A 25,755-nucleotide genomic window follows, 5' to 3' on the forward strand; every position below is an offset into this window, starting at 1 on the left:
TTTTATTATGCTTTGCTATCTATCGCCTTGTCATTTAAAATAAGAATGAAGAATGTTGATTATTATTGAATAGAAAGGATAAGAGAAAAGAATGAGCAAAGTACTTATTTTTGGACATAAAAATCCGGATACAGATACGATTTGTTCTGCTATCGCTTATGCAGATCTAAAAAACAAATTAGGGATGGAAGCCGAACCTGTACGTTTAGGCGCGGTAAACGGCGAAACGCAATACGCTTTAGACTATTTCCAAGCGGAAGCGCCACGTTTAGTAGAATCCGTTTCTAATGAAGCGAAAGAAGTTATTTTAGTGGATCATAACGAGCGCCAACAAAGTGCGGATGATATCGACCAAGTCCGTGTTCTCGAAGTCATCGACCACCACCGAATCGCAAACTTTGAAACAAGCGATCCTCTATATTACCGTGCTGAACCTGTCGGATGTACGGCAACAATTTTAAATAAATTATATAAAGAACATGGTGTCGCAATCGAAAAAAATATTGCCGGCTTAATGTTATCCGCGATTATTTCGGATTCTCTCCTTTTCAAATCGCCAACTTGTACGGAGCAAGATGTTGCTGCAGCACGTGAATTAGCGGCGATTGCCGGAGTGGAAATCGAAAGCTATGGTTTAGAGATGTTAAAAGCCGGAGCGAATCTGGCTGACAAATCCGTTAATGAGCTGATCTCACTTGATGCAAAAGAGTTTCAAATGGGCGAGCATAAAGTTGAAATCGCTCAAGTAAACGCCGTTGATTTGAACGATGTTCTTTCACGCAAGGCTGAAGTGGAAAAAGCCCTTTCCGATGTCATTGAAAAGAAAAACCTTGATCTATTTTTATTCGTTGTCACAGACATTTTAAACAGCGACTCCACAGCTATTGCTCTCGGTAGTGCCCAGGATGCGGTTGAGAAAGCGTTCAATGTTCAATTAGAAGATAATTCCGCTCTATTAAAAGGCGTTGTTTCACGCAAGAAGCAAATTGTTCCTGTATTAACAGATGCGATTTCCTAAAAACCTATAGGCCAGAGGTACCATCAAAAGACCTCTGGCTTTTTACATTGGCATACTCTCTCATTTTATAAATGCTTTTGATCGTTTATTTCCCTTTTAAAAATCCAGTACGAATATAAAATAGTTGATCCTGCTCCAATAATCACGATAATTGGAATAATTCCATTAATCCAATTAGCTGGTAAAAATCCGGCAGCGATAAAGATGATACCCATCAGAAAAAAGATTTTTCCGCCAAAGCGATGCGTCTTTTTCCAGACGACTTCATTACTTAATGTCCACGGTGTTCGTATGCCCATAAAAAAATTTGTTCTTACCGTAGGCATAAAATTACCTATAATGATAAATATGAAGCCAACAATATAGGTTCCGAGACTTGACATTGGAATGTTGTATCCTAATCCAGTCAATATAATCAAGACGTTCAAAATAAAAAAGATGAAGAATAAAGAATAGATGATAAAATGATATCCTCTTAAAAAATATTTATAGTTTTCCTTTTTCGGATCCATTTTCGGCAGGTAAGTGAGCCCCAAGTACAAAACGATTTGAATGGCGACCATAGACAGCATAGCCCCTATTTTTGTTTCATATCCATTGGCCTCCCCTTTGATCGCCCAATGAACCGGCACTTTTTCTGGAAGATGCGGAAGTGCTAACTGCCAAATGAGGATCGTTACTCCAATCAGAACAAGCGGAAAGATGTGTTTTTTCATTTCTATTCTTCCTTTCCATTCGTTTTTTGTGTGAAATGTATTGCCCAACTAATCAACTCTTGGAAAATAGTCGTGTTGAGTGAATAGATGACGAATTGCCCCTTTTTTACGTCATGGACAAGTTCAGCATTTTTTAAAATCTTCAAGTGCTGCGAAATACTGGGTTTCGTCATGTTAAAGTGTTCTGAGATTTCCCCTGCTGTTAAGTCTCGTTCTTTTAATAAATCTAAAATTTTTCGTCTTGTCGGATCAGATAATGCTTTAAATGTTTCATTCAATTTAACTTCCCCCATATGGGTAATTTAGTATTTAGTTATTTACTTAAATACTAAATTAAAAACAATAAAATGGCAATAGAAAAAGAGTGAAAAGTTCCAAACCTTTTCACCCTTTTTCTGCTCCATAATTCAAATAATAAATGGCAAGCTGTGTTCTGCCGCGCAACTCTAGCTTTTCAAGCATCCTCGTAATGTAGTTCCTTACCGTGCCCTCGCTAAGATAAAGCTCTTTTGCAATTTCCTTGTTGGACAGTCCCTCTGCGACAAGCTTTAACACATCCAGTTCTCTGCTTGTTAACTCGACATGAACATTCTTCTTCGGTTTTGTATCTGTCAGCATGCATGACAATTTCGAAGCGACTTCAGGATGCAATACCATGCTTCCCTTGTAGACCGTTTTGATGGTTTCGACAATCGCCTCACTCGACTGGTTTTTTAAAATATAGCCTGCGGCCCCATTTTTGAGCGCTTCTTTAATATAGTCGTCATCTTTAAATGTCGTTAATATAATTACCTTCGTCGCGGGCCACGATTCCTTTATTTTTTTCGTGCAAACGACGCCGTCCATATTCGGCATGCGAATATCCATTAATACAATGTCAGGCTGCTCGTTTTTGCAAAACGCCAGGGCTTCTTCTCCGTCCGCAGCCGTACCGACAACGTCCATCCCCTCTTCCAAATCTAAAATGAGCCGTAAGCTGTCCCTGATTAACGCATCATCATCAACGATTAGAATGCGCAAATATATCACCCTCTTTCTTTTCAATTGGAAGAATGCAGACCATCATAAACCCATTTTCGCCGCTGGCGGACAAACTTCCTCCTAGCATCTTCACACGTTCTTTCATTCCCCGCATTCCTAAGCCATCTACGATTTGAGCTGCACCAACGCCGTTGTCTTTAATATAAAGCCGGGCAAAGTGATCGTTTGTCGTAAGGTCGATCTCGATTAAGGAAGCATTCGAATACTTAAAGGCATTGGTAAGTGCTTCTTTAATGTTCGTTGTAATGACTTCCCAATGTGTTGGAGAAAGTATCGTCATATCCCCTTTATGGGTAAATGATACGTCACAAAACGTAAACGATTGGATGATGCGTTCAATTTGTTCAATACCGACAGCTTCTTTCGGTTTAATATTATGCACCGTCTCCCTGATCACCTCTAGCGTTGTCGATAAATCGCCAATCGTTTTTTCAAACAAGGCATTCGCCTTTTCTTCATTTTTCTCTTTTACCTTATAGGCGGCTTGAAGCTGCATGTAGATTCCTGCGATCTTATGCCCTATCGAATCGTGAATTTCGCTTGCGATCCGGTTGCGCTCCCGTAGCTCCGTCATATGGACAAGTTCCTGGCTGGAGCGGAGCAGCTGCTGCTTCGTGCTTTCTAATTCATAAATATACCTTCGTTCCTTATCGGATATGACTTTGAAATGAGCATCTTTTTCCTTCAATGTTACAATTAAATAAGAAACAAACACACATACAATAATATAAAAAAAGTAAAAAAGGAGCCCTTCATTTTTTAAGAGAAAAAAAGCGGGAACGACAGTCCCGATTAACAGTGCGTATCGTTTGCTCTCTACAATTTCGAACACAAAAAAGCCAAGGGCTGCCGTAAATAACGGCTCGATATAGACAGCCCCTGCAATCGCTACAATTTCAGCAAATATAATCATTTTGCCTTTTATATATTTTGCTTTCAGAACTTCTAAAATAAATAGAAGGAGGTAGAATCCCATCTCAATAGATGTCGGTATTCCTTTAAAGATCAAACAAAAAGCGACTAACGCAAGCAATAAAGCGCGATAAATGATAATTTCCATTCCAATCACCTTTTACAGGCACCTTTTTATTTCGCAATATCCTCCTTTTTCCACGAGGAAAGCAAGAAAAAGATTATCGCAAATCCTGCCAGTATACTTAATTCTAACATGACATGGCTTAAGCTGTTTCCGTACACTAATTTTTTCAGTGCCTTTAGTCCCCATGAGATGGGGATAAACTCCGCAATCTTTTGCAACACATCGGGCATAATGTCAATCGGCCAAAAACAGCCGCCAAGCATCGCAAACGGAGTACTGATTAAGATCGCAATTGCCTGTGCCTGTTTTGAATTTTTCGCCTGCGAACTGATTAAAATGCCAATAGAAATCGAAACGATAGAAAACACAAATAATACGATAAACACATTAAAGATGGAAGGTCCCAGATCTGCGTGAAAGATAAAGATCATTATTGCAAGTAAACATATAATTTGCATAAGAGAAATAAAGATATAACTTAGAATATGCTGGATATTGTAGCTTCTTAGTTTGAGTGGTGTTGTAAAGAAACGATGATACAATTTCTTGTCTTTATCTTGCAAGATTAACCGGGATGAAACATTAATCATCAAAAACAAGCTATAGACGACAAAGCCCAGGGCGCTGACGACATTTTGGCGGTTATCCTTCCCTATACTTTTCTCTTTCACTTGAAGATTTCCTTTTTCGTATTCCTTCATACCTTTATAAAATTTATCGGAATCCCCATCAGCAGCTTTACTTATCAGCTCGCTATTACGAAAATACGAATCAACATATGCTTTAACCCCGGCGGAAACATTGCTTTCCTTAACCTGATAACTTTTCACACTGATCGGCTTCCCCTTGATAAGGCTGTCTGTGAATCCTTTTGGAAGAATGATCACATATTCAGCATATCCTGAAATCAGCTGGTTTCGATAGTTTTTCTCATTAACGCTGACAAAATCAGCCTTTTTCTTTAAATTTTCCGCGAACTGTTTCGTAAAAGGGGATTTGTCTTGATCAATCAAGCCGACTTTCAGTTTTTGCGTGTCTGTTGAAGCCAGAATCAGCGCCATAAAGATAAGTGGAATGATCGTAATCGCCAAAAGCGCTCCTTTATTCCGTAATAGCCGCTTTATATTATTTTGAAAGATGACCATGTTGATACCTCCTTAAACCTACTAAGACGAGAATAAACGCAAAAATAAGTATTCCAATCAGAAATATAAAATTCGTTTGGATATCCGTTTGTCCGCCGTAAATTTTTTGGAAAATCATTTTCTGTGTCAATACATTTGGAAGCAACATTTGTATTTTCATCATTATCGGATTCGTTTCAAAAAATGGAATCCTGAAAAAGCCACCGGCGATAAATGTGACGACAGGAATGGCTAAGTCAAGTATATGATCCGCCGCATCCGGATTAAGAATGAGTGATAACGCCATCGCAATCAGAATCATCGTAAAGGCAAAAAGGAAACTGACTCCTAAAATAAACGGAAGATGGGATCCCAGGTTGACATGATATACATAACGGAAAACGATAAGAAGTACGGCAATTTGCAAGAAAACTGTAACTACCCCCGCCACCGCTTTACCGATGAAATGGTCAAAGGGCTTAATCGGCAATGATTTCATTCTCATTCCGATCGTTGAATAAATTTCCTGGCGAACCGTTTCTCTTCCAAAAACCGTGCTGTACATCAAAATCATGATCATCATCGTTATCGCATAATAGTCCATCGAAGTCGGTTTCTTGCCCTGAATGCTAAGCGTATGGTTATCAATCATACTTTCAGGATAAGAAGGGGCAAATTTAGCCGATATTGTTCTTGCCGCCTGATAGCTATTTACGCCACTCACATAACTATTGACGATTTCATGCACAACCGTCCCGTCAAACGCATGGTTGTCAATGATTTCAAGAGAGTGCTTTTGATTTGTCTGCACATCCTGAGAAAATCCTTTTGTGATGATGACAACCGCACCGATTTCCTCTTCTCTTAGCGCTTTTCTCGCTTTATCTTCAGAAGAAAACGCACGGATTTTCACGATCTTTTTCAACTCTTTGCTTTCAAAAAAGGAAACGAGCTGTTTGGCCATCGGTCCACGGTCTTTGTCTATAATGGCCGCTTTAATATGAAGTTTTTCCGTCGTCCGGTCCTGTCCTGCTCCCACTTTCCCTAATGCCGTTCCTAAAATGAGGGTTAAGAGAAGCGGAAAGGCGAGCAACAGAATAAAGCTCTTTCGATCACGAATAATTCGGAGCAGTTCATAATGCGCAACAGTTAAAATATTTTTCATCTACGCTTCCTCCCTCAAGGCTCTGCCCGTTAATGTCAAGAAGACATCTTCAAGCGTTGGAGTCGTAGTTGCAACGTTAGTGACTTTTACCCCTTCTTGAATAAAAAGTTCCAATATCTCATTCATTTGCGGCGACTCTGTCACAATCCGCAATGTCTCATTTTCTGCCGTAACTTCTTTAACAACTGGAAGCTTTTTTAATTTCTCAATCACCGCATAGTTCGGCGCTTCCATTGTAATGACGACAACATGCTCATTAATAATTAGTTTGGCAAGCTCATTCTTAGTGCCTTGTGCGATAATCCGCCCTTTATCGACAATTGCGATATTTGTACAAATAGCTGCAACCTCTTCCATGTAATGGGAGATATAAATAATCGTGCTGCCCATTTCATTTAGCTTTTTAACCGATTCTAAAATGTAATTTCTCGATTGCGGATCAATCCCGACTGTCGGCTCATCCATAATGATTAATTTCGGCTTATGAACAATTGCACAGGCAATGTTAAGGCGTCGCTTCATTCCTCCAGAAAATTTGCCTGGCTGCTTATCTTTCATATCATACAAACCGACAAACTCCAATGCCTCTTTCACGCCATTTTTTAGATCTTCGCCTTTTAATCCGTAAAGCCTCCCAAATAATGTAACATTTTCATCAGCCGTTAACTCTTCATAAAGTGCGATGTCCTGTGGAACGAGTCCTATATCTTCCTTAATCTCTAATTCATGTTGTTTTATTGATTTCCCTAGAAGTTTGATTTCCCCACTGTCATACTTCGTTAAGCCGAGCATCGTATGAACGAGTGTCGATTTCCCTGCCCCATTCGGCCCGAGTAAACCGAATACTTCGCCCTCTTTAACCGCCAGCGTCATATGATCAAGTGCCAAAAAGTCTTTGTACCGTTTTACCAGGTTTGAAACCTCAATTATCATTTCTATTTCCTCCCTCTAGTTTCTGGTTTTATCTTACCAATTTCCTTTTCTTTCTAATAGTGAATTTCCGCTAAACTGAACATGACAAATGTCACATAGAATTTGTCATAAAAAAAAGATGGTGAAGCACCATCTTTTTAATTCATTTAATTTTTTCGAATTCAGGCTTCATTTTAACAATAAATAGGATAGCAAACACGGCGATAACCGCCAGAAATCCTTCGATCGGCCAAATACTTTTGATTAATCCCGCTTGATAAAATGCGGCCAGGAAATCAATTCCGGCATGAACGAGAATGGCATAGATGACAAACTTGAACTGACTCTTTCTAATCCCGTACAAAACAAGCAGGGAAAACGCCAATTGCAGGGCAATCGCAAACATTCGTTCAATTCCTCCTGCCGCAAACATCGAAAATCCCTGGTGGATAAATTGATCCTTTATAAGGTTAATGTGTTCCTGTGAATACCCGCCACCTAACAATTTATCCAGCTTCCCTGAATTAATAAGCGATGCCATAATTAATGAGTTGACACCGCCAAGCACGCCGATCAGTATCGCTTCGATTCCGCCATGACCTAAACCGAGTGACAATCCGTCTTTATATTCCCGGTTTTTCTTTAATAGCCATTTAAAGGCGAGAAACCGCCCCATTTCTTCAAAAACACCAGCAGCAAGCCCTCCGTAAAGAGCAAAACAATACGGATTTGCCGTCCATTTTAACTCCGTTCCACTCGGGGCAAGCACTATGTAATGAAGAATTTTTTCGAGAATTTGTGAGAAAAGGATAAAGACAAGCACCCCCACACCGAACGACTTCCAGGATAGCATCTTTTTCTTTTTGAAAACAATGATTAAAATAATGGGTAGTAAGAGAGCGATCGCCATTTGAAAAACGATACCGCTCATTACACTGTTTGGTATCATACGTAAGTTTCCTCCTTTATGATGATAAAAATAACGGGATGATAATAGCGGGAACGAGAATCATAAAAAGAATCAGCCAGCTTAGCGGTCTCGCAAAATTTAATGTCCATCCGATTCCGAACCGTTTCTCCATCCAAACGGCCGGGTCATCCGGGTTAAAATAAAATATTCCTAACTTCCAATGGCGATCATCTTCCCGGTTTATACTCCTATTTTCCTGTCCTTTCGAAATTTTCACGCGACTGCCTCCTTGTCCCGTGGTGAACGAAAGAATAATAGCAGCGAGTAAAATTCCGCAGACAGCAACGATTGGTACAATGATCAATACGATAGGATTGATTGTTACAATAAACGATAATTGTATCAAGAAAAATAGAAGGACGATAACCGTTCCTGTTACAAAATTAAAGAAGGACCATCTCCAGCGAAATATCAAGTTTTGCTTGATGGAGGTCTCTGGGTCAGCCGGATTAATTTGTTGCTTTGCTTTTACAATGGTCGAATTCAAGTAAGTAAATAAAATGGTTAAATAAAATTGAATGGCTGGCAGCATTAAGACCGATCGATAAGATTTATGTCCCCAGCTTGTCACATGCCCGCTAAAGTCATATTTAAGCGGCATTTTTTCCGGTATTTGCTTATAAAAGGTCATGCTCATAAACAAAGTTGCAAGTGAAATCATGAAAGGTACTAGAAACCATGCATTTGAAACAGCTAATTTTTGACTTCGAAATTTCGAATCAATGACCAATTTTTGCGGTCGTGATTGATCCCACTTTTTCTCCGCCTTCATTTTTTTCATATGAAGATGAAAGACATAATAAATGAGGAAAGAACCGATTAAAAAAAGAGTAATCATGCCGGGAAAAAGCAGCTCTTGTTTTCGTGCACCTATTAATAAAAGAACAATGCTTATAACGAGCGCGAACAGCCCCGTAACATAGGCGTACTTCTTTCTCAGTCCCGCAAGTTCACGGAGTTGGTAGACTTCCTCCGGTATGGACACTCCAAAGCTTTCCGTCTTCCTTGTCAAATACGGTATAAAAATAATCAACACTGCAATGGGCAAAAATGTAATAAAAAAAATCATCCACCCCAAAGCTTCCATCTTCCTCTTCCCACCTTTTTTATCTAAATTTCTTAAATTGTTCCCTGCATAACTGGATAAATCGTTCCTCATCCATATCCCGGCAAATGGCATCGACGATAAGCGGCTCAAGGTCGCCTTTTAACTTCTCTACATAAACCTCATCCGCTTTCGGCACTCCTTCTGGATTAATGACCACCCCTTTTTGCCGGTGAATAAAAACGTATCCTTCCTGCTTTAATAATTGGTAAGCTTTATTCACCGTATGGAGGTTAATCCCCAGGTCGGCAGCAAGGGACCGGACGGAGGGCAATGCTTCCCCGGGGACAAGTTCTTTCAAGGCAATCCCTTTCTTAATCGTTTGGACGAGCTGAGTATAAATCGGTATCTCCGACTGTAAATCGAGATCGATGATCATTGTTTTTCCCTTCTTCACTTAGTTATAACTGTTATATATATAATATAACAAATGGATAAAAAATGCACAAAAAATATCAAGGGTGTTCCAACGTGTTTTGGAACACCCTCTGAACCTACAAATATTTCCGATGCACGCTCTTTCCGTCATACGTAAAGAGAACGCCTTTTTCCTCAATGATCGTCTCCAAATGAACCGGTCTGCCCCAGAGCTGGCAAATATACGGCAGTACTTTTTCCAAATATTTGATATCAAGCTCGATTCCTTCATACCAATGTTTAAGATAAAGTTCTCCGTTTTTTAAATAGTCTCCATCATTTACGGTAATATACGGAAAGCCGCCGTTAATTCGCATATTTATCAGCTGGTCGCGAACTTCCTCCCAATCTTTATCCGTAATTTTATAATCCTTGCCCTGCTTTTGGAAAACATACATATCTTCTCTCTTGCACAAGTCTTTCGTTAAATAATTACGAATAAAGGAAGTATCGGACTCAATTTCCCTGACCTCAAATATTTTCTCCCTACCACTTCCCGGATTAACCCCTTGTTTTTTTAATTCTTCATCAGGATTGTTGTAGCGCTCCTCTATGTCTTCAAAAATTTTAAGCCCGAGATAATAAGGATTAATACCCGTACGCGAAGGTTGGACGACGCCCGCGTTTAGTTTCGCAAATTCAATCGTTTCATCCGCCGTTAAATCCATTTCCCGCAGAATGCGCGCATGCCAGTAAGATGCCCAGCCTTCATTCATGATTTTCGTTTCAAGCTGCGGCCAAAAATAAAGCATTTCTTCTCTCATCATCGACAGAATATCGCGCTGCCATTCTTCCAATTCACGGCTGTACTCCTCGATAAACAGTAATAAATCTTTTTCAGGATGAGGAGGAAACGACTTTTTCTTTTTCTTAGGCTTTTCTTCTTTCAGCGGTTTATCAATGTCCCAGAGATCATCATAAGGCGTTTCTTTTTTTACCGAAACTTCCTCTTCTTCTTCCTCTAGAACATAATTCAATTTTTTCCTTAAAATCGATGGATCAATATGCTCCTGGATCGCTAAAACCGCATCAAGGAACTTCTCAACTTCTTTTTTTCCGTGAATCAATTCATAGTGGGAAATCCGTTCTGCCGTTGCCGTCATGCTTTCAACCATATCCCGTCTCGTATTGGAGAAGCGTACGTTGTTCTTAAAAAAGTCACAGTGAGCCAAAACGTGCGCAATAATCAGCTTGTTTTGAATCAGCGAATTGGTATCAAGCAAAAACGCATAGCATGGGTTGGAGTTAATGACGAGTTCGTATATTTTGCTTAATCCGAGGTCATATTGAAGCTTCATTTTATGAAATTGTTTTCCAAAGCTCCAATGAGAAAACCGTGTCGGCATTCCATAGGCCCCAAAAGTATAAATGATATCGGCAGGGCATATTTCATAACGCATCGGGTAAAAATCAAGCCCAAACCCTACTGCGATTTCAGTAATTTCGGCAATCGCCTTTTCCAGTTCTTTATTTTGTAGATCCCAATCCATTCATTTCCCCTCCCTTTATTCAATTTATGAACAAGGTGTAGAATTAATGAGATTTACTTCTCCCCAAAAAACAAAATTTTTTGTAAAATGCAACTATATCACTTTTATAAGGAGAAAGATGCATATGATTACTTTAAGAGAAGGCAAAGAAGAAGATGTTCCCGCAATTTTAAAGATCTATAATTACTTCATCGTCCATTCCAATGCGACATTTGACCTGGATCCTAAGAGCTTAAAAGAACGGAAGGAATGGTTTTCCCATTATGGGGGCAAATATCCGTTAATCGTCGCAGAAAACAATGGAGAGGTCATTGGTTATTGCTGTTTATCACCATTTCGTTCAAAACCGGCCTATTCGAATTCCGTCGAAGTTTCGATTTATATCGCGAATAACCAACAAGGAAAAGGTGTGGGAAAACTGCTCTTATCAGATATTATTAAACGGGCCCGTGAAATCGGCCACCATACAATCATTGCCGGGATTTCGGATGACACGGGAAGAAGCGCCGGCCTGCATCAACGAATGGGATTCGAATTCGTCGGCCGTTTTAAAGAAGTCGGATATAAATTTGGCCAGTGGCAAGATGTTTCTTTTTATCAGCTGTTGCTAAAATAATAAAAAAAGCTCAACGCTTTATGCGCGAGCTTTTTTCATATTAAGAGGCTTGTTTAATTTCTTGAAGGTATTGCTCACCTTTAGCTGCATCGTATTGTTTTTCCCATTTCGACATAACGACGGCTGCCAAAGAGTTGCCGACCACGTTAACGACTGTTCTCATCATATCCAATATACGATCGATCCCGGCAATAAATGCCAGGCCTTCAGCAGGTATTCCTACTGATCCAAGCGTTGCAAGAAGCACGACGAACGATACGCCCGGCACACCTGCAATCCCTTTTGACGTAACCATAAGAACGAGCACTAACGTGATTTGTGTAGGAATCGATAAATGGATGCCATACATTTGCGCGATAAATAACGCGGCGATTGCTTGATAAAGTGTTGAACCATCAAGGTTGAACGAATATCCTGTCGGGATAACGAACGAAGTAATCGCTTTCGGACATCCGAACTTCTCCATTTTCTCCATAATTTTCGGAAGAACTGTTTCTGAACTTGACGTTGAATACGCTAAAATAAGCTCGTCCTTTAAAACACGCAAGAAATGGAAAATGTTTACCCCGGCAAGTTTTGCTACGAAACCGAGAACAATAACAATAAAGAAAATCATTGCAGCATATACTAATATCACCAGTTTACTTAATGGAACGAGCGATGATAACCCGAACTTAGAAACCGTTACGCCTATTAACGCAAATACGCCAAATGGAGCGAACTTCATCACCAGGTTAGTTACATAAAACATCGCGTCAGCCGTACCCTGGAAGAACTTCAATACCGGCTTCCCTCTTTCTCCGACCGCTGCTACACCTAAACCGAAAATAACGGAGAAGAAAATGATAGGAAGCATATCACCTTTTGCAAGTGAATCAAACAGATTGCTAGGGACGATATTGACAAACGTATCAATCATGCTATGGTGCTGAACGCTTTTTTCTGTTTCAACATAGGACGAAATATCCGTCTTCTGAAGCGTTTTCATATCCACGCCAGTTCCTGGATGGAATATATTTGCCAATAACAATCCGATTATAATTGCAAACGTTGTGATAATTTCAAAATAAATAATTGTTTTTCCGCCTAATTTACCCAACTTCTTTATATCACCGACACCGGCAACACCGACAATGATACTTGAAATAACGATCGGAATTACGATCATTTTAATTAAACGGAGAAATATATCGCCAATCGGTTGTAAGTAAGTAGCCACTTTAGGATTTTCGAAGAATATTGCCCCAACGATAATCCCCAATATAAGCCCGATTAAGATTTGCCAAGCAAGTCCTATTCTTTTCATTCAATCACCTCTCACAAAAATTGCTATTCTAGTTGAACTATACTATTATTTTAGTATTTTAGTAAAAAGGTTGTCAAAGACAAAAATTTCATATTACCACTTTTAAAAGCAAAATAAAATGCTTATTTTCCCCTAAATTACAATAAAAATCGACAATTTTCTTCATTTTCATCAAAATAAATTTGTTATTTTCTGATAATACAGAATTTAAAATGAGTTTTTTTAAAATTTATATAAAAAGCTTGATGATAACATGGTACGATAAATTAGCCTTAATAGACCGAAGCCGTTTGAAAAACTTGGAACTATTGCTGCAAAATCGGGGTGATATTAACCATTCCCACTTTGTTTGTTACATGATGCGGCCTTTATCGTTGGCTAAAGATTTATTTATGCTATAGAGAAAAAACAGCCCTCCAACGAAATGGAAGGGCTTTTCACTGTCTACGTTCTTTAAATCGGGAAAAGAGCAATGATTTCACAAATACGAATGATCGCACGTTCATTACAACCGTTTACCCGAATTTGAACAATGATAATGTCCCTGCCGACCATCACTAATCTTCCACGAAATACTTGTCTCTCTGTATCGACCTGGACACGCTCGTTAATTAATCTTCTGGCTTCGCGTCTAAATGTATCGCAATGGCCAAACGCGTTGCCGCCTACTCCGCCGCATCCGCAGCCTCCGCCAAAAAAACCCATACTATTTGCTCCTTTCTTCATCGATTTTCACCAAACCGATGGTACTAATAGTTAATGCATGTTCACAGTACTTTGAAAGGGACAAACAGTCTGGTTCAAACGCTGATATTTTTATTAAATCAAAAAAAGAAGCTAGACTTACTAGCTTCTTAAACCTAAAACGTCTGCTCTTTTTCCATTCTGACAAGAGAATCGCCTTTGACTTCCGGAGTATAAATGTCCGAACTCTCCTTACTTTGCTCTTCTTTATGAACTTGAATTCTTTTCACCTGATGCCCATCGATTTCAAGCACTTCGAATTGGAGGCCGGCAAACGAAATAATTTCTCCTTCTTTTACCTCAGGATTTTGAGATAAAATCCATCCACCGATCGTATCTAAATCCGAATCATCAATTTCAATTCCGTATAGATCATTGACTTCGGAAATTAGAACTTTTCCATCAAGAATGGTTTGTTTTGGCCCTACTTTTAAAATCATAGGTGTTTCATCAGTGTCAAACTCATCGCGGATCTCGCCGACGATTTCCTCTAATATATCCTCTACCGTGACAATTCCTGCCGTCCCGCCATATTCGTCCATCAAGACAGCCATATGGGCTTGTTCTTTTTGCAATTTAACAAGCATTTCCTGAATCGGCATAGTTTCAATGACACTAAGCAACGGGCGCAGATAGCTTTTAAATGGCTTTTTCACCCCTGCCATCAAGTCATAAAAGATTTCTTTGACATTGACCATCCCGATAATATGGTCTTTATCTTCCTCAACAACTGGATAGCGGGTATATTTCTCGGACGTAATAATTTCAAGATTTTCTTCAAACGATTTATTTAAATATAGACATGTCATTTCCGTTCTTGGCACCATAATTTCTTTCGCGATGCGGTCATCAAATTCAAACACTTTGTTTACATAACGGTATTCAGATTGATTGATTTCTCCGCTTTTAAAGCTTTCGGACAAGATCAGTCTGAGTTCTTCTTCCGTATGAGCCATTTCGTGCTCAGGTGCCGCTTTTAAGCCAAAAACCCTGGTCACTAAACGGGCGCTCCCGTTTAACAACCAAATAAAAGGATACATTACTTTATTGAAGAAAATAAGCGGCTTAGCGAGCATGAGGCTTATTTGTTCCGCTTTGTGGATCGCAATGGTTTTCGGCGCTAGCTCTCCTAACACAACATGTAAAAATGTAATTGTTGAGAATGCAAGTATAAACGAAAGAGTTGAAGAAACTGTTTCGTTCAAGTTCAAATAGTTAAATAATGGGTGAAGCAAATGATCAACCGTGTCTTCACCTAACCAGCCAAGAACTAACGAAGTCATCGTAATTCCTAGTTGAATTGCTGATAAATAACCATCTAAGTTAGAAAGAACTTTCCGGACGGATAGGGCTTTCCCGTTTCCCTCCTCTATAAGTTGATCAATTCTCGTTCTCCTTACCTTTACAATGGCAAATTCCGCCGCTACGAAAAAAGCGGTTAAAAGAATCAGAAATGCGACTAAGAATAAACTAAATATGTCCAAATAGACTGCTTTACTCCTTTAAGGTCTTCGTTAAAGGAATAAAGTTGACACCTCCTGTAATGTCTTATAATGAATGAAACACATTATATTAATTTTACAGAATAAATGAACACATCGTCAATTTTTTAGAACTAAAAACGCAGCCTCCGGGTTGGATGGCTGCATTTTCGATTATTTTGCAGTTGAATTTATTCGTTCTTCAACCATTTCCATCACTTCAGCTTTTAAGGATTCTAATGACTTTTCGCTTTCCTTAAGGGAAGAAGTGCAAACTCCAAAATAAAATTTTACTTTTGGCTCAGTACCTGATGGACGTAAACAGAACCATGATTGGTCGTCCAGCATATATTTCAGTACATTAGACGCCGGCAGCTGAATTTCTTCTTCTTTTTTCGTCTGAAGCAATGTCTTGATCCTTTCTTTGTAATCTTCAACATAAAGAACAGTTTTCCCGGCCACTTTAAGCGGTGGTTCAGAACGGAAACTTGACATAATTTGATCGATTTGTTCTGCTCCTGCTTTTCCTTTTAAGGTCATCGACTCTAGCCCTTCCAAATAACATCCGTATTTTCCATAAAGCTCAAGGAGGCCCTCATATAGATTTTTCCCTTGCAATTTATAATAAGCGGCCATTTCTGCAGCGAGAAGACATGCTTGAACAGCATCTTTATCACGGACAAAATCACCAACTAAATAGCCATAGCTTTCTTCGTAGCCGAATTGAAAAATATGCTCTCCTGTTTTTTCAAATTCTTTTATTTTTTCACCAATAAATTTAAAGCCTGTTAATGTATCTATTGTTGTCAAACCATAATGATCAGCAATTGCCCGGCCAAATTCCGAGGTTACAATCGTTTTTAAGACGACCCCTTTTTTGTTAAGTTTTCCTTGCTTTGCTTTTTGAGACAATAGATACTCCAGCATCAGCGCTCCAGTTTGATTTCCAGTTAAAACAACATATTCTCCTTGCAAATTTTTCACAGCCACTCCTACCCTGTCAGCATCGGGGTCTGTCGCGAGAAGAATGTCTGCATCTGCCTTTTTTCCATAACGAATAGCCCATTCAAATGCAGCGTGTTCTTCCGGATTTGGATATTTTACAGTTGAGAAATCTGGATCCGGCTCCGCCTGTTCTTTAACTATCGTAACATTCGTAAAACCGATAGCCTTTAATCCTTCCTCTACTGGCGCTTTAGCCGTCCCGTGCAATGGCGTAAATACAATTTTCAAATCATTCATCTCGTTAATGACACTTGGATTTACAGTGATCGTCTTTAACTGGTCTATATAAGCTTTGTCAATTTCTTCACCAACCATTTGAATGAGACCTGCATTTTTATATTCTTCTTCAGATTGAACAACAATCGCCAGTTCATTTTCAATTTCATTTACCTTTTGAATTACATGATTGGCTTCTTTTGGAGGGAGTTGTCCCCCATCCGGGCCGTAAACTTTGTAACCATTATATTCCGGAGGGTTGTGGCTTGCTGTAATCACAATGCCGCCAAAAGCTTTTAAATACCGGACCGCAAATGAAAGCTCCGGTGTGGGACGTAATCCATCAAATACATATGTATGAACACCTTTTGAGGCGAGCGTTTTCGCTGCCTCCATTGCAAATTCGGGTGAATAGTGCCGCGAGTCATAAGCAATGACGATCCCTCGATTTGCGGCCTTTTCTCCCTGTTCTTTTATGTACTCGGCAAATCCTGCGGACGCTTTTCGGATCGTATAAATATTCATGCGGTTTGTTCCCGGTCCAATTTCCCCTCTCATGCCGCCTGTTCCAAATTCTAAATTTTTATAAAAACAATCTTCTAATATAGCAGAATTTCCTTCTATTTGTTCTAACTCTAAACGTAGTTTCGGCTCCAATTGAGGGTCATTGATCCATTTTTCATATGTTGTTTTCCAATCCATTTACATACCTCGCTTTCACAATTCATGATGGCCTATTTTTATTTATTCTGTCAGTTAGCGATTATTCCCTGCCTATGTTCCCTTTTTATGAAAAGATTAAGTCGACAATTACTAATAAAATGTAACAATCCATGTCGCTATTTCCCGGAAAATATCGAAATCAAAACGACAGGACCTTTATCCTGTCGTCTTTAAGGCATGCTTTTCTTTTTTTGAATAACTTCATAAAGGTCCGTTCGGCGATCTCGAAGGGGTCTCACACTTCCTGTTTTTCGTTGCCGACGAAGTATTTCGAGATCAACATCACCGACAACAACTGTTTCGATGTTCGGATGGCATTCGCCGACAATGCCATCGCGCGGAAATGCAAAATCAGATGGCGTGAAAATGCCGGATTGAGCATATTGAATATCCATATTTTCTACCTGGGTCAAGTTCCCTACTGTACCTGAAATAACAGTATAAACCTCATTTTCTACCGCACGGGCTTGAGAACAATACCTCACTCGTAAATAGCCCTGGCGATCCTCTGTACAGAACGGAGTGAAAATAATATTTGCCCCTTGATTGGTGACAATTCGGGCAAGCTCAGGGAACTCAATATCATAACAAATGAGAATGGCGATTTTTCCGCAATCCGTGTCAAACACATTTACTTCATTTCCAGGTGTAATCCCCCACCATTTCCTTTCATTTGGTGTAATGTGAAGTTTATATTGTTTTTCAATTGTACCGTCACGGCGGAAAAGATAAGCTACATTGTAAATATTGCCTTCTTCTTCAACGAAATGGGAACCTCCGATAATATTGACATTATAACGGACCGCAAGTGTCGTAAACAATTCAATGTATTGCTCTGTAAATTCCGCCAGTTTTCGAATCGCCTGACTCGGACTCTTTTCTTCAACGAAAGACATTAGCTGGGTCGTTAATAGTTCCGGAAACACGGCGAAATCAGAGCCTTGATCGGAGGCGACGTCTGCATAATATTCCACCTGGGTTGCGAAATCTTCAAATGATTCGATCGTCTTCATCATGTATTGAATAGTTGTAATTCGTACCGGTTCGCTCGTTTTAAAATGGCGTTTTGTGTTGCTCGGATGATAATCGATATTGTTCCATTCCATCAAGGTTGCATACGTATTAGATTGTTTGTCATCAGGTAAGTAATGCCGATTGATACGCATCACTGTAAAGCCATTCATTAATTGAAACGTTAAGACCGGATCATAAATATTGTGCCTGACCACTTCTTTTACATATTCTCTCGGTGTCATTTCTTTCGCGTATTTATGGTAATTTGGAATCCGGCCCCCGATAATGATGCTTTTTAAATTAAGTTCTTCGGCCAATTCTTTCCGTGCTTCATACAGCCGTTTCCCAATTTTCATTCGGCGGAAATCCGGGTGGACCATCACTTCAATTCCGTATAAATTGTACCCTTCAGGATTGTGATTCGTAATATAGCCTTCATCCGTAATTTCATCCCATGTATGCTGATCATCATATTCATCAAAATTGACAATTAAACTTGAACAGCTGCCGATGATTTTTCCTTCAAATGTGACGCAAAATTGCCCTTCAGGGAATATGCGGAGATGACTTTCTAGCTGCTCCCTCTTCCATGGATCCATATTCGGAAAACAAAGCTTTTGCAGCTCTAATATTTCATCAATGTCTTCTCGTTTAATGTTTCGCAACTCCACTTTTTTTTCAAATTTTGATACGTCTAGTTCACTCATTTATTTCACTTCCTACTTTACTGATTAATGTTTTTTACCCTAATAGCAGTAGGATTAAACCGTTAGCAAAGCATCAGGAAAACTTTTCGATCAACTCATTGAGCTGCATTTCCGCCATCGATTCCATTTGGTGATCCACATCGCCAAATGCTAATCCTTTCGTTATTTCATTTGGGATAACTACACAATAAAGCCCTGCACGTTTTGCGGCCAGAGAGCCATTAGCAGAATCTTCAAAGGCAATTGCCTCTTGCGGCTTGACGCCGAGACATTTTACCGCTTCAAGATAAAGGGCCGGATCAGGCTTAACGTTCTCGACATCATCCGCCGTTTTGATACACTCGAAATACGAAATTAAATTTAGCTTCGTTAAGTGTTCGGTAACCCATTTCCTCGTAGAGCTTGATGCAAGTGCAATTTTTAACCCAAGTTCTTTTGCCGCCTTTAAATAATCCTCAACCCCTGGAAGAGGTTGTTCATTTTCCAATAACTCAAGAGCCCTCGTCCGATGCTTTATGCGAAGATCATCCCGATCAACGGATCGCATGATTTGCCCTTCTAAATAGTCAAATGGATCAAAAGAATCTTTCGTTCCAATGCAAGTTTGCCACAATTCGAGCGGAAGCTTGCAATTATGCTGTTCGAAAATTTCTTCAATGGCTTGAAAAATTTTTGTTTCAGTATCTACGATTAAACCGTCAAAATCAAAAACAAGTGCTTTGATCATCTTTTCCACCCCTTTATCATTTCCTCTATTTTGCAATGAGGAGTAGAAATTATCAAGCGGTGACTTTGTCGATACGAAGGCCTTTATCGAAACCCGTTTGTTTTAAACGTAATCGTTTTTCCGTCGCTAATGGCGATTACGGCACCCAGCTGATCTGTACGATAGACCGTCATTCCTTGATTCATTAGCCGGTGAAGGACTCTTTTGGAAGGAAAATGATAAGGATTGTTTTTGCCAACTGAAATAATGGCTGTTTTGGCATGGACGGACTTTAAAAACGCTTCCGTCGTTCCCGTATTTGCGCCATGATGCCCGATTTTTATTACATCAGCACGGAGCTTCTTCTTCGATTGAATGAGTTCTTTTTCCGCATCTATTCCCGCATCTGCCATTAATAAAAATGAATTTTTTCCGTGAGTGATTTTTATGACGGCCGAATAATCGTTAATGTAGCGGTAATAAGATGATTTTGGCCCGAGCATGTCCACTTTAACGGAAAAGCCTAATCGAAAATTCACTCCCGCCTTTGCTCGTTCAACGGGAATGTTTTTTTCATTAATCGCTCTAAAAAGTTCATGGTAATAGTCGGTATCATACGGAAGGTTTGGCATATAAATTTCGGTTACAGGAAAGGCGCGAATGACGGCCGCCATCGATCCAATATGATCATGATGGGGATGTGTGGCGACAAGTACATCGATTTTTTTTACCCCTTCTTTTTGCAAATAACGAATGATTTCCTCCCCATCTTTTTCATCCCCAGAATCAACGAGCATCGTTTTCCCATTTGGGCTTTGGACAAGAATGCAATCAGCCTGACCGACATCGATCACATGAATTTTCAACGGTTCAAACCATGCGCCGTGAACCGGTTGCGGTAAAATGATTAACAAATAAAATGAAATGATGAAAAAAATGATAGGACGTTTCAACACGATACTCCTCTCTTCGATTAGGCTATTAGTGTATGTCATTTTGCAAAAATTAAATCCGATATCCAGTACTGGATATCGGATTTGATGAACGCTAGACAACCGCTTCTTCTTTTTTAAAAAAGCTTTTCAAGGAATGATAAACATCGGCTTTTTCTTTTAAAATATAATAATAAAACTTCGGATCATTGATGTTTTTATAAACGCTCATTAATGTGGAATGGCGATTGTAGGCATTAACTTCTCCGTAACCAAACATATTGGAGTACTCCATTATTTCTTTCACGAGCTTTACACATCTGGCGTTATCGCTTGTTAAATTATCGCCATCTGAAAAATGGAAAGGATAAATATTATAACGGACGGGATTATATTTGGTTTCAATCAGTTCTAAAGCCTTTCGATATGCGGATGAACAAATTGTTCCCCCACTTTCCCCTTTTGAAAAGAAGTCTTCCTCTGATACAACTTTCGCTTCCGTATGGTGGGCAATAAATTCAATTTCAACTGTTTCATATTTCGATCGTAAAAAGCGCGTCATCCAGAAAAAGAAGCTTCTGGCCATATACTTTTCCCAAATGCCCATTGATCCGGAAGTATCCATCATCGCAAGCACAACAGCTTTGGATTCTGGTTTAATCACTTCATTCCATGTTTTAAAGCGAAGGTCATCATTATAAATAGGGCTGATTCCTGGCCTTCCTTCAAGTGCATTTCGTTTGAACGCAGTTAAAATGGTACGCTTTTTATCAACATTTCCCATTAATCCTGTTTTTCGAATATCGTTAAATTCAATTTTTTCAATGAAATTATCATCCGGTTCTTTTTGTTTTAAGTTGGGCAACTCCAGCTCTTTAAAGAGGAATTCCTCCAGCTCCGCAATGGAAACTTCCGCTTCAGTATAATCGGTTCCCGGTTTATCGCCCGGCTGGCCTTTCCCTTTACCTGAACCTGCTTGAGATGAACTTGAATCACGTGCAACGACATCTCCCACTTGGCTGTCACCATCACCCTGGCCTACATGTTTGTTTTTGTCATAGTTATAGCGAATTTTGTATTCGTCTAATGAACGGATAGGAATTTTAATGACGTCGCGTCCATTGGATAAAATAATATTTTCTTCACTAATAAGATCCGGTAAGTTATTTTTGATGGCTTCCTGTACTTTTTCCATATGCCTTTGATGATCCTGGTAACCTTTTCGGTGGAGGGACCAGTTTTCTTGGGAGACTACAAAGTTATTTTTTGCTTGCTCACTCATCGTTTTCCCCCCTCTAATTTAGTCGTGTATGTTACTCTATTTGAAAGTTTTTTCGTTATGTCATTTCTCAACCCCTTTAACCGTTTAGCAAAAGGGTTGGTTACTTTATCCTATGCTAGATATGAGGAGAATTGCTAATTAAATTTAGTAATATTTTAAAAGTAAAAAGCCCTTTTTCTTAAGAAAAAGGGCTTCTTCATATTTCGCTTATTTCTCTTTGTCATGTTGAACTGGATCCGGTGTTTTCCCCTGTTTTTCCAGTTCTTTATTTGTTGACATATGGTCCATCACTTTTCCATGTTCTTTCATCTCTTCAAAATCAGGCGTCATAGAACTGTTTTCCGGTTTTTCTACATATTGATCTTTCTTTGCCATAAGAGCATCACCTCTTTTGAAAAAAGAATACCCTATAATTGGCGAGTTGAAACCTTATTTCATGACTTGCATTTCGTGAAATGGCCAAAACCGTAAGTTAACTTCTCCAACAACTTGTTTCATATCGACAAAACCGATAATCCGGCTGTCTTCACTTTTTTGGCGATTATCACCCATTACGAACAATTTTCCTTGTGGAACGACTTTCTGTCCTGTGACTTCTTCCAGCGTAAAATCTTCAGTAAGTTTTCCTGGAGCCGCTTCTTTCTTATATTTATCGAGATAAGGTTCAGCTATTTTTTTGCCGTTTACATAAAGCTGGTCATTTTTATATGCAATATGGTCACCGGGGAGGCCGATGATCCGCTTAATATAATCTTCCTTCGGGGTGGCATGGAAAACGATGACGTCAAACCGTTCAGGCTTACTAATATCGTAACTGATTTTGTTTATAATTAACCGATTGCCGTCCTGAATCGTTGGCATCATGGACTCCCCATAAACGATATATTGCTGAAATAAAAAACTTTTAATTAAAAACGCAATCACAAGGGCAACAGCGATCGCTTTGATCCAATCCCATAAACTGCTGCTTTTTTTCTTCTCTCCCATAGCTCACTTTCCTTTCAAACAGGAAACCCAATTGTTTTGTTCATTTTCATTATTGTAGGTTTTATACATTTTTAAACACGCAAATATACTATCACTGTACCATTATTTAAAGAAAAAATACAAGTTTGGGCACTTTCAAAAAGGCTTCTAACATTATCACATGACCTGGAAATATCCCTCTATCATGTGAAAAGCGCAACCTAAAAGGTTGCGCTTTTCTAATTTATCGATTAAGCAAGCTTCCTACATAACGTAACAGCTCATTAGCTGAGGTCGTCGTGTAGCCATGCTCATCCACAAGCCTCGCGATAACTTCGTTTACTTTTTTCAATTGGGCTTCATCCGGTGTTTTCGTTGATGTTGTGATTTTTACAACGTCTTTTAAATCAGCAAACAATTTTTTTTGAATTGCTTCGCGGAGCCGTTCATGCGAATTATAATCGAACTTCTTCCCTTTTCTCGCATAGGCGGAAATGCGGATGAGAATTTCTTCCCTGAACGCTTTTTTCGCATTTTCCGAAATACCGATTTGCTCTTCTATGGAGCGCATAAGTTTTTCATCCGGGCTCATTTCTTCTCCTGTTAACGGGTCGCGCAGCTTGTTTTTATTGCAATATGCTTCCACATTGTCCAGATAGTTATCCATCAATGTTTTTGCAGACTCTTCATACGAATACACAAATGCTTTTTGAACTTCTTTTTTCGCAATTTCATCGTATTCCTTGCGGGCAATAGAAATAAAATTAATATATCGTTCTTTATCTTCCTTTGTAATCGATGCATGATGGTCTAAACCGTCTTTTAATGAGCGAAGAACATCGAGTGCGTTGATCGATGGTATTTCTTTACGAATAATAGCGGACGAAATTCGATTGATGACGTAGCGGGGATCAATTCCGCTCATTCCTTCATCCGGGAATTCTTTCTTTAATTCTTCAAGATCGGCATGATTGTATCCTTCAACAATTTCGCCATCATATAAGCGCATTTTCTTCACAAGGTCCATGCCTTGCTTCTTTGAGTCTTTCAAACGGGTCATAACCGAAAATATAGCCGCCACTCTTAAAGCATGCGGAGCGATATGAACGTGGGCCATATCACTGGCTTTAATCATTTTTTCGTAAATGCGTTCTTCTTCTGAAACACGTAAATTATACGGAATGGCCATGACGATAATTCTTGAATGAAGAGCTTCATTTTTCTTATTAGCAATGAACGAACGATACTCTGCTTCATTGGTATGGGCAACGATTAATTCATCCGCGCTAATGAGCGCAAAACGTCCCGCCTTAAAGTTACCTTCTTGCGTAAGGGATAATAAATGCCATAAAAATTTCTCGTCGCATTTCAACATCTCCTGGAATTCCATCATTCCGCGGTTCGCCTTGTTTAATTCGCCATCAAACCGATACGCCCGCGGATCCGATTCTGACCCGTACTCCGCGATTGTCGAAAAGTCAATACTGCCTGTTAAATCGGCAATATCTTGCGATTTCGGATCAGATGGGCTAAATGTACCGATCCCTGTCCGCTTATCTTCGGAAAAGAAAATTCGTTCGACTAACACGTCTTCGATCCGATTATCATATTCTTGCTCTAATCGCATTGTATTTAATGGCGATAGGCTTCCTTCGATTCGAATTCCGTATTCTTTATAAAAATCTTCCCGCAAATGATGAGGAATTAAATGAAGCGGATCTTCATGCATCGGGCAGCCTTTAATGGCATAAACGGCGCCCTTTTCCGTTTTCGTATATTGTTCCAACCCTCTTTTCAAAAGCGTGACAATCGTTGATTTTCCCCCGGATACTGGACCCATTAGCAATAAAATACGTTTCCTGACATCAAGCCTTTTCGCAGCAGGATGAAAATATTCCTCAACGAGACGCTCAATGGCGTCCTCTAGCCCAAAAATCTCATTGCTGAAAAATTTATACACTTTCTGGCCATTTTCTTCCTCAATTCCGGCATCTTTTAACATATTATAGACTCTGGAATGAGCGGATTGGGCAACATAAGGACGTTCTTTTAAAATCTCAAGGTATTCTGCGAAGGTACCTTCCCAGGCAAGACGTCTTTCCTCTTCACGGTGCATTTGGATTTTGCGTAAAATATCCATAAGTACCCCCTTGCGTAATATTGGTGGTTCACCAATGTGTTAATCTACTTTATGCGAGGATGTCCTTAATCATTCGATGTCTTTACGATTTTTCCTTGGAATAAATTCAAAAAATAGAGAATTGTTAATCCTCCATTCACAGCGTCCTTTTTTTCGACTATAATTAAGCTAGAGATGGCCATACTATTTTTAAAGGAGGAGTAACGATGAGCTTTATCCTCATTTTAATTGTCATGTTAGCGTTTTTAACGGCTATTTTTACCGCGGGGTACAACGACCGCCCTGGAACAAAATAATACACGCTACATACAAAAACCGAAGTTGATCTCGAAAGATCCACTTCGGTTTTTAACTTTTAGATTAATTTAGGAAAATTTTGCTGCCTTAGTGCTTCATAAATTAAAATCGCAGCCGTATTGGATAAATTTAATGAGCGAATATTTTCGTTCATTGGTATGCGCAAACATCGCTCTTCATTTGCAAGACGCAGTTCTTCAGGCAACCCCGTCGTCTCTTTTCCAAAAACAAAAAAATAGTCAAGCTCAAGATCAGAATAATTAAAATCACTGTACGTGTTTGTACCAAATTTTGTTATATAAAAAAATTGGCCTTCTGGATAGGCAGTGAAAAAGTCCTCCAATGAGTCATAGTAATGGATATCTACGTGCTCCCAATAATCTAAGCCTGCCCGCTTTAATTGTTTATCATCCGTTGAAAAGCCGAGCGGCCTGATTAAATGTAATGATGTTCCAGTTCCGGCACAAGTTCTCGCAATATTTCCTGTATTAGCTGGAATTTGTGGTTGGTAAAGTACAACATGTAAAGCCAAAAAAGCTCACCTCTAATGTTTCCTTATTTCTCTTCTTACCAAACATTATAACACTTTTTTAAAAGATATAGCCTGGAAGAATGTTTGTCTT

Annotated in this window: 25 protein-coding genes; 2 read left to right on the forward strand and 23 right to left on the reverse strand. The window is 39.3% G+C overall.

The features are described 5' to 3' along the window. Positions 1-91 precede the first annotated feature (91 nt). Positions 92-1,018 carry a manganese-dependent inorganic pyrophosphatase gene (locus H538_RS0108065; RefSeq protein ID WP_026677186.1) on the forward strand — a complete coding sequence of 309 codons (927 nt, stop codon included), beginning with the start codon at positions 92-94 and terminating at the stop codon, positions 1,016-1,018. 65 nt (positions 1,019-1,083) lie between these two features. Here H538_RS0108065 and H538_RS0108070 read toward each other — a convergent pair whose 3' ends face one another. The 11 genes from H538_RS0108070 to H538_RS0108120 form a co-directional block, all read right to left on the reverse strand. Then, a complete protein-coding gene (locus H538_RS0108070) occupies positions 1,084-1,734 on the reverse strand; it encodes an SdpI family protein (RefSeq protein WP_026677187.1) in 651 nt (216 codons plus the stop codon). Positions 1,735-1,736: 2 nt separating this feature from the next. Further along, entirely contained in the window at positions 1,737-2,012 is a 276-nt protein-coding gene (locus H538_RS0108075) for an autorepressor SdpR family transcription factor (protein WP_026677188.1), read from the reverse strand. Between the two features lie 106 nt (positions 2,013-2,118). Next, positions 2,119-2,763, reverse strand: a complete 645-nt coding sequence (locus H538_RS0108080) for a response regulator transcription factor (protein WP_407636382.1) — start codon at positions 2,761-2,763, stop codon at positions 2,119-2,121. Next, positions 2,735-3,835 (reverse strand): sensor histidine kinase, encoded by a 1,101-nt coding sequence (locus H538_RS0108085; RefSeq protein ID WP_035350421.1) that lies wholly within the window; start codon positions 3,833-3,835, stop codon positions 2,735-2,737. The genes H538_RS0108080 and H538_RS0108085 overlap by 29 nt, the downstream gene beginning before the upstream one ends. A gap of 26 nt (positions 3,836-3,861) precedes the next feature. Then, complete coding sequence (locus H538_RS0108090) at positions 3,862-4,959, reverse strand: ABC transporter permease (RefSeq protein ID WP_026677191.1); 1,098 nt, start codon at positions 4,957-4,959, stop codon at positions 3,862-3,864. Next, on the reverse strand, positions 4,940-6,103 hold the full coding sequence (locus H538_RS0108095) for an ABC transporter permease (protein WP_026677192.1): 1,164 nt from the start codon (positions 6,101-6,103) through the stop codon (positions 4,940-4,942). The genes H538_RS0108090 and H538_RS0108095 overlap by 20 nt, the downstream gene beginning before the upstream one ends. Beyond that, positions 6,104-7,036, reverse strand: a complete 933-nt coding sequence (locus tag H538_RS0108100) for an ABC transporter ATP-binding protein (protein ID WP_026677193.1) — start codon at positions 7,034-7,036, stop codon at positions 6,104-6,106. Between the two features lie 142 nt (positions 7,037-7,178). Continuing rightward, entirely contained in the window at positions 7,179-7,964 is a 786-nt protein-coding gene (locus H538_RS0108105) for a YhfC family intramembrane metalloprotease (protein WP_026677194.1), read from the reverse strand. A gap of 16 nt (positions 7,965-7,980) precedes the next feature. After that, on the reverse strand, positions 7,981-9,072 hold the full coding sequence (locus H538_RS0108110) for a DUF1648 domain-containing protein (RefSeq protein WP_026677195.1): 1,092 nt from the start codon (positions 9,070-9,072) through the stop codon (positions 7,981-7,983). A 19-nt stretch (positions 9,073-9,091) separates the two neighbouring features. Continuing rightward, complete coding sequence (locus H538_RS0108115) at positions 9,092-9,469, reverse strand: GntR family transcriptional regulator (RefSeq protein WP_026677196.1); 378 nt, start codon at positions 9,467-9,469, stop codon at positions 9,092-9,094. A gap of 115 nt (positions 9,470-9,584) precedes the next feature. Continuing rightward, positions 9,585-10,997, reverse strand: a complete 1,413-nt coding sequence (locus H538_RS0108120) for a SpoVR family protein (RefSeq protein WP_026677197.1) — start codon at positions 10,995-10,997, stop codon at positions 9,585-9,587. A gap of 124 nt (positions 10,998-11,121) precedes the next feature. On the opposite strand from H538_RS0108120, the gene H538_RS0108125 reads away from it, so the two are divergent. Then, positions 11,122-11,613 carry a GNAT family N-acetyltransferase gene (locus H538_RS0108125; protein WP_026677198.1) on the forward strand — a complete coding sequence of 164 codons (492 nt, stop codon included), beginning with the start codon at positions 11,122-11,124 and terminating at the stop codon, positions 11,611-11,613. 40 nt (positions 11,614-11,653) lie between these two features. On the opposite strand, the gene gltP is transcribed toward H538_RS0108125, so the two are convergent. From gltP to trmL, 12 genes are all read right to left on the reverse strand, one after another. Beyond that, the gene (gene gltP, locus H538_RS0108130; RefSeq protein ID WP_026677199.1) at positions 11,654-12,919 is read right to left on the reverse strand and encodes a glutamate/aspartate:proton symporter GltP; all 1,266 of its coding nucleotides are present in this window, start codon (positions 12,917-12,919) and stop codon (positions 11,654-11,656) included. A 453-nt stretch (positions 12,920-13,372) separates the two neighbouring features. Next, complete coding sequence (locus H538_RS0108135; RefSeq protein ID WP_026677200.1) at positions 13,373-13,624, reverse strand: DUF2642 domain-containing protein; 252 nt, start codon at positions 13,622-13,624, stop codon at positions 13,373-13,375. A 155-nt stretch (positions 13,625-13,779) separates the two neighbouring features. Next, positions 13,780-15,147, reverse strand: a complete 1,368-nt coding sequence (locus tag H538_RS23385; protein WP_081412607.1) for a hemolysin family protein — start codon at positions 15,145-15,147, stop codon at positions 13,780-13,782. A 171-nt stretch (positions 15,148-15,318) separates the two neighbouring features. Next, positions 15,319-17,067, reverse strand: coding sequence for a phospho-sugar mutase (locus H538_RS0108145; RefSeq protein ID WP_026677201.1), 1,749 nt, complete (start codon positions 17,065-17,067; stop codon positions 15,319-15,321). Between the two features lie 191 nt (positions 17,068-17,258). After that, the gene (locus tag H538_RS0108150) at positions 17,259-18,809 is read right to left on the reverse strand and encodes a bifunctional GNAT family N-acetyltransferase/carbon-nitrogen hydrolase family protein (RefSeq protein WP_026677202.1); all 1,551 of its coding nucleotides are present in this window, start codon (positions 18,807-18,809) and stop codon (positions 17,259-17,261) included. 73 nt (positions 18,810-18,882) lie between these two features. Next, positions 18,883-19,536 carry an HAD family hydrolase gene (locus H538_RS0108155; protein WP_026677203.1) on the reverse strand — a complete coding sequence of 218 codons (654 nt, stop codon included), beginning with the start codon at positions 19,534-19,536 and terminating at the stop codon, positions 18,883-18,885. Between the two features lie 83 nt (positions 19,537-19,619). Further along, positions 19,620-20,468: a ComEC/Rec2 family competence protein gene (locus H538_RS23390; protein ID WP_051291392.1), complete on the reverse strand. Its 849-nt coding sequence runs from the start codon at positions 20,466-20,468 to the stop codon at positions 19,620-19,622. Positions 20,469-20,562: 94 nt separating this feature from the next. Then, on the reverse strand, positions 20,563-21,729 hold the full coding sequence (yhbH, locus tag H538_RS0108165; RefSeq protein ID WP_026677204.1) for a sporulation protein YhbH: 1,167 nt from the start codon (positions 21,727-21,729) through the stop codon (positions 20,563-20,565). Positions 21,730-21,936: 207 nt separating this feature from the next. Beyond that, positions 21,937-22,104: a hypothetical protein gene (locus tag H538_RS26445; protein ID WP_169729201.1), complete on the reverse strand. Its 168-nt coding sequence runs from the start codon at positions 22,102-22,104 to the stop codon at positions 21,937-21,939. Positions 22,105-22,158: 54 nt separating this feature from the next. Then, positions 22,159-22,716 (reverse strand): signal peptidase I, encoded by a 558-nt coding sequence (gene lepB / locus H538_RS0108175; RefSeq protein WP_026677205.1) that lies wholly within the window; start codon positions 22,714-22,716, stop codon positions 22,159-22,161. A 223-nt stretch (positions 22,717-22,939) separates the two neighbouring features. Next, positions 22,940-24,835 (reverse strand): PrkA family serine protein kinase, encoded by a 1,896-nt coding sequence (locus H538_RS0108180; protein WP_026677206.1) that lies wholly within the window; start codon positions 24,833-24,835, stop codon positions 22,940-22,942. A gap of 355 nt (positions 24,836-25,190) precedes the next feature. After that, entirely contained in the window at positions 25,191-25,664 is a 474-nt protein-coding gene (gene trmL / locus H538_RS0108190; RefSeq protein ID WP_026677207.1) for a tRNA (uridine(34)/cytosine(34)/5-carboxymethylaminomethyluridine(34)-2'-O)-methyltransferase TrmL, read from the reverse strand. Between the last annotated feature and the right edge of the window lie 91 nt (positions 25,665-25,755).

The organism is Fictibacillus gelatini DSM 15865 (assembly GCF_000430745.1).
Classification (GTDB): Bacteria; Bacillota; Bacilli; order Bacillales; family Fictibacillaceae; genus Fictibacillus_A; species Fictibacillus_A gelatini.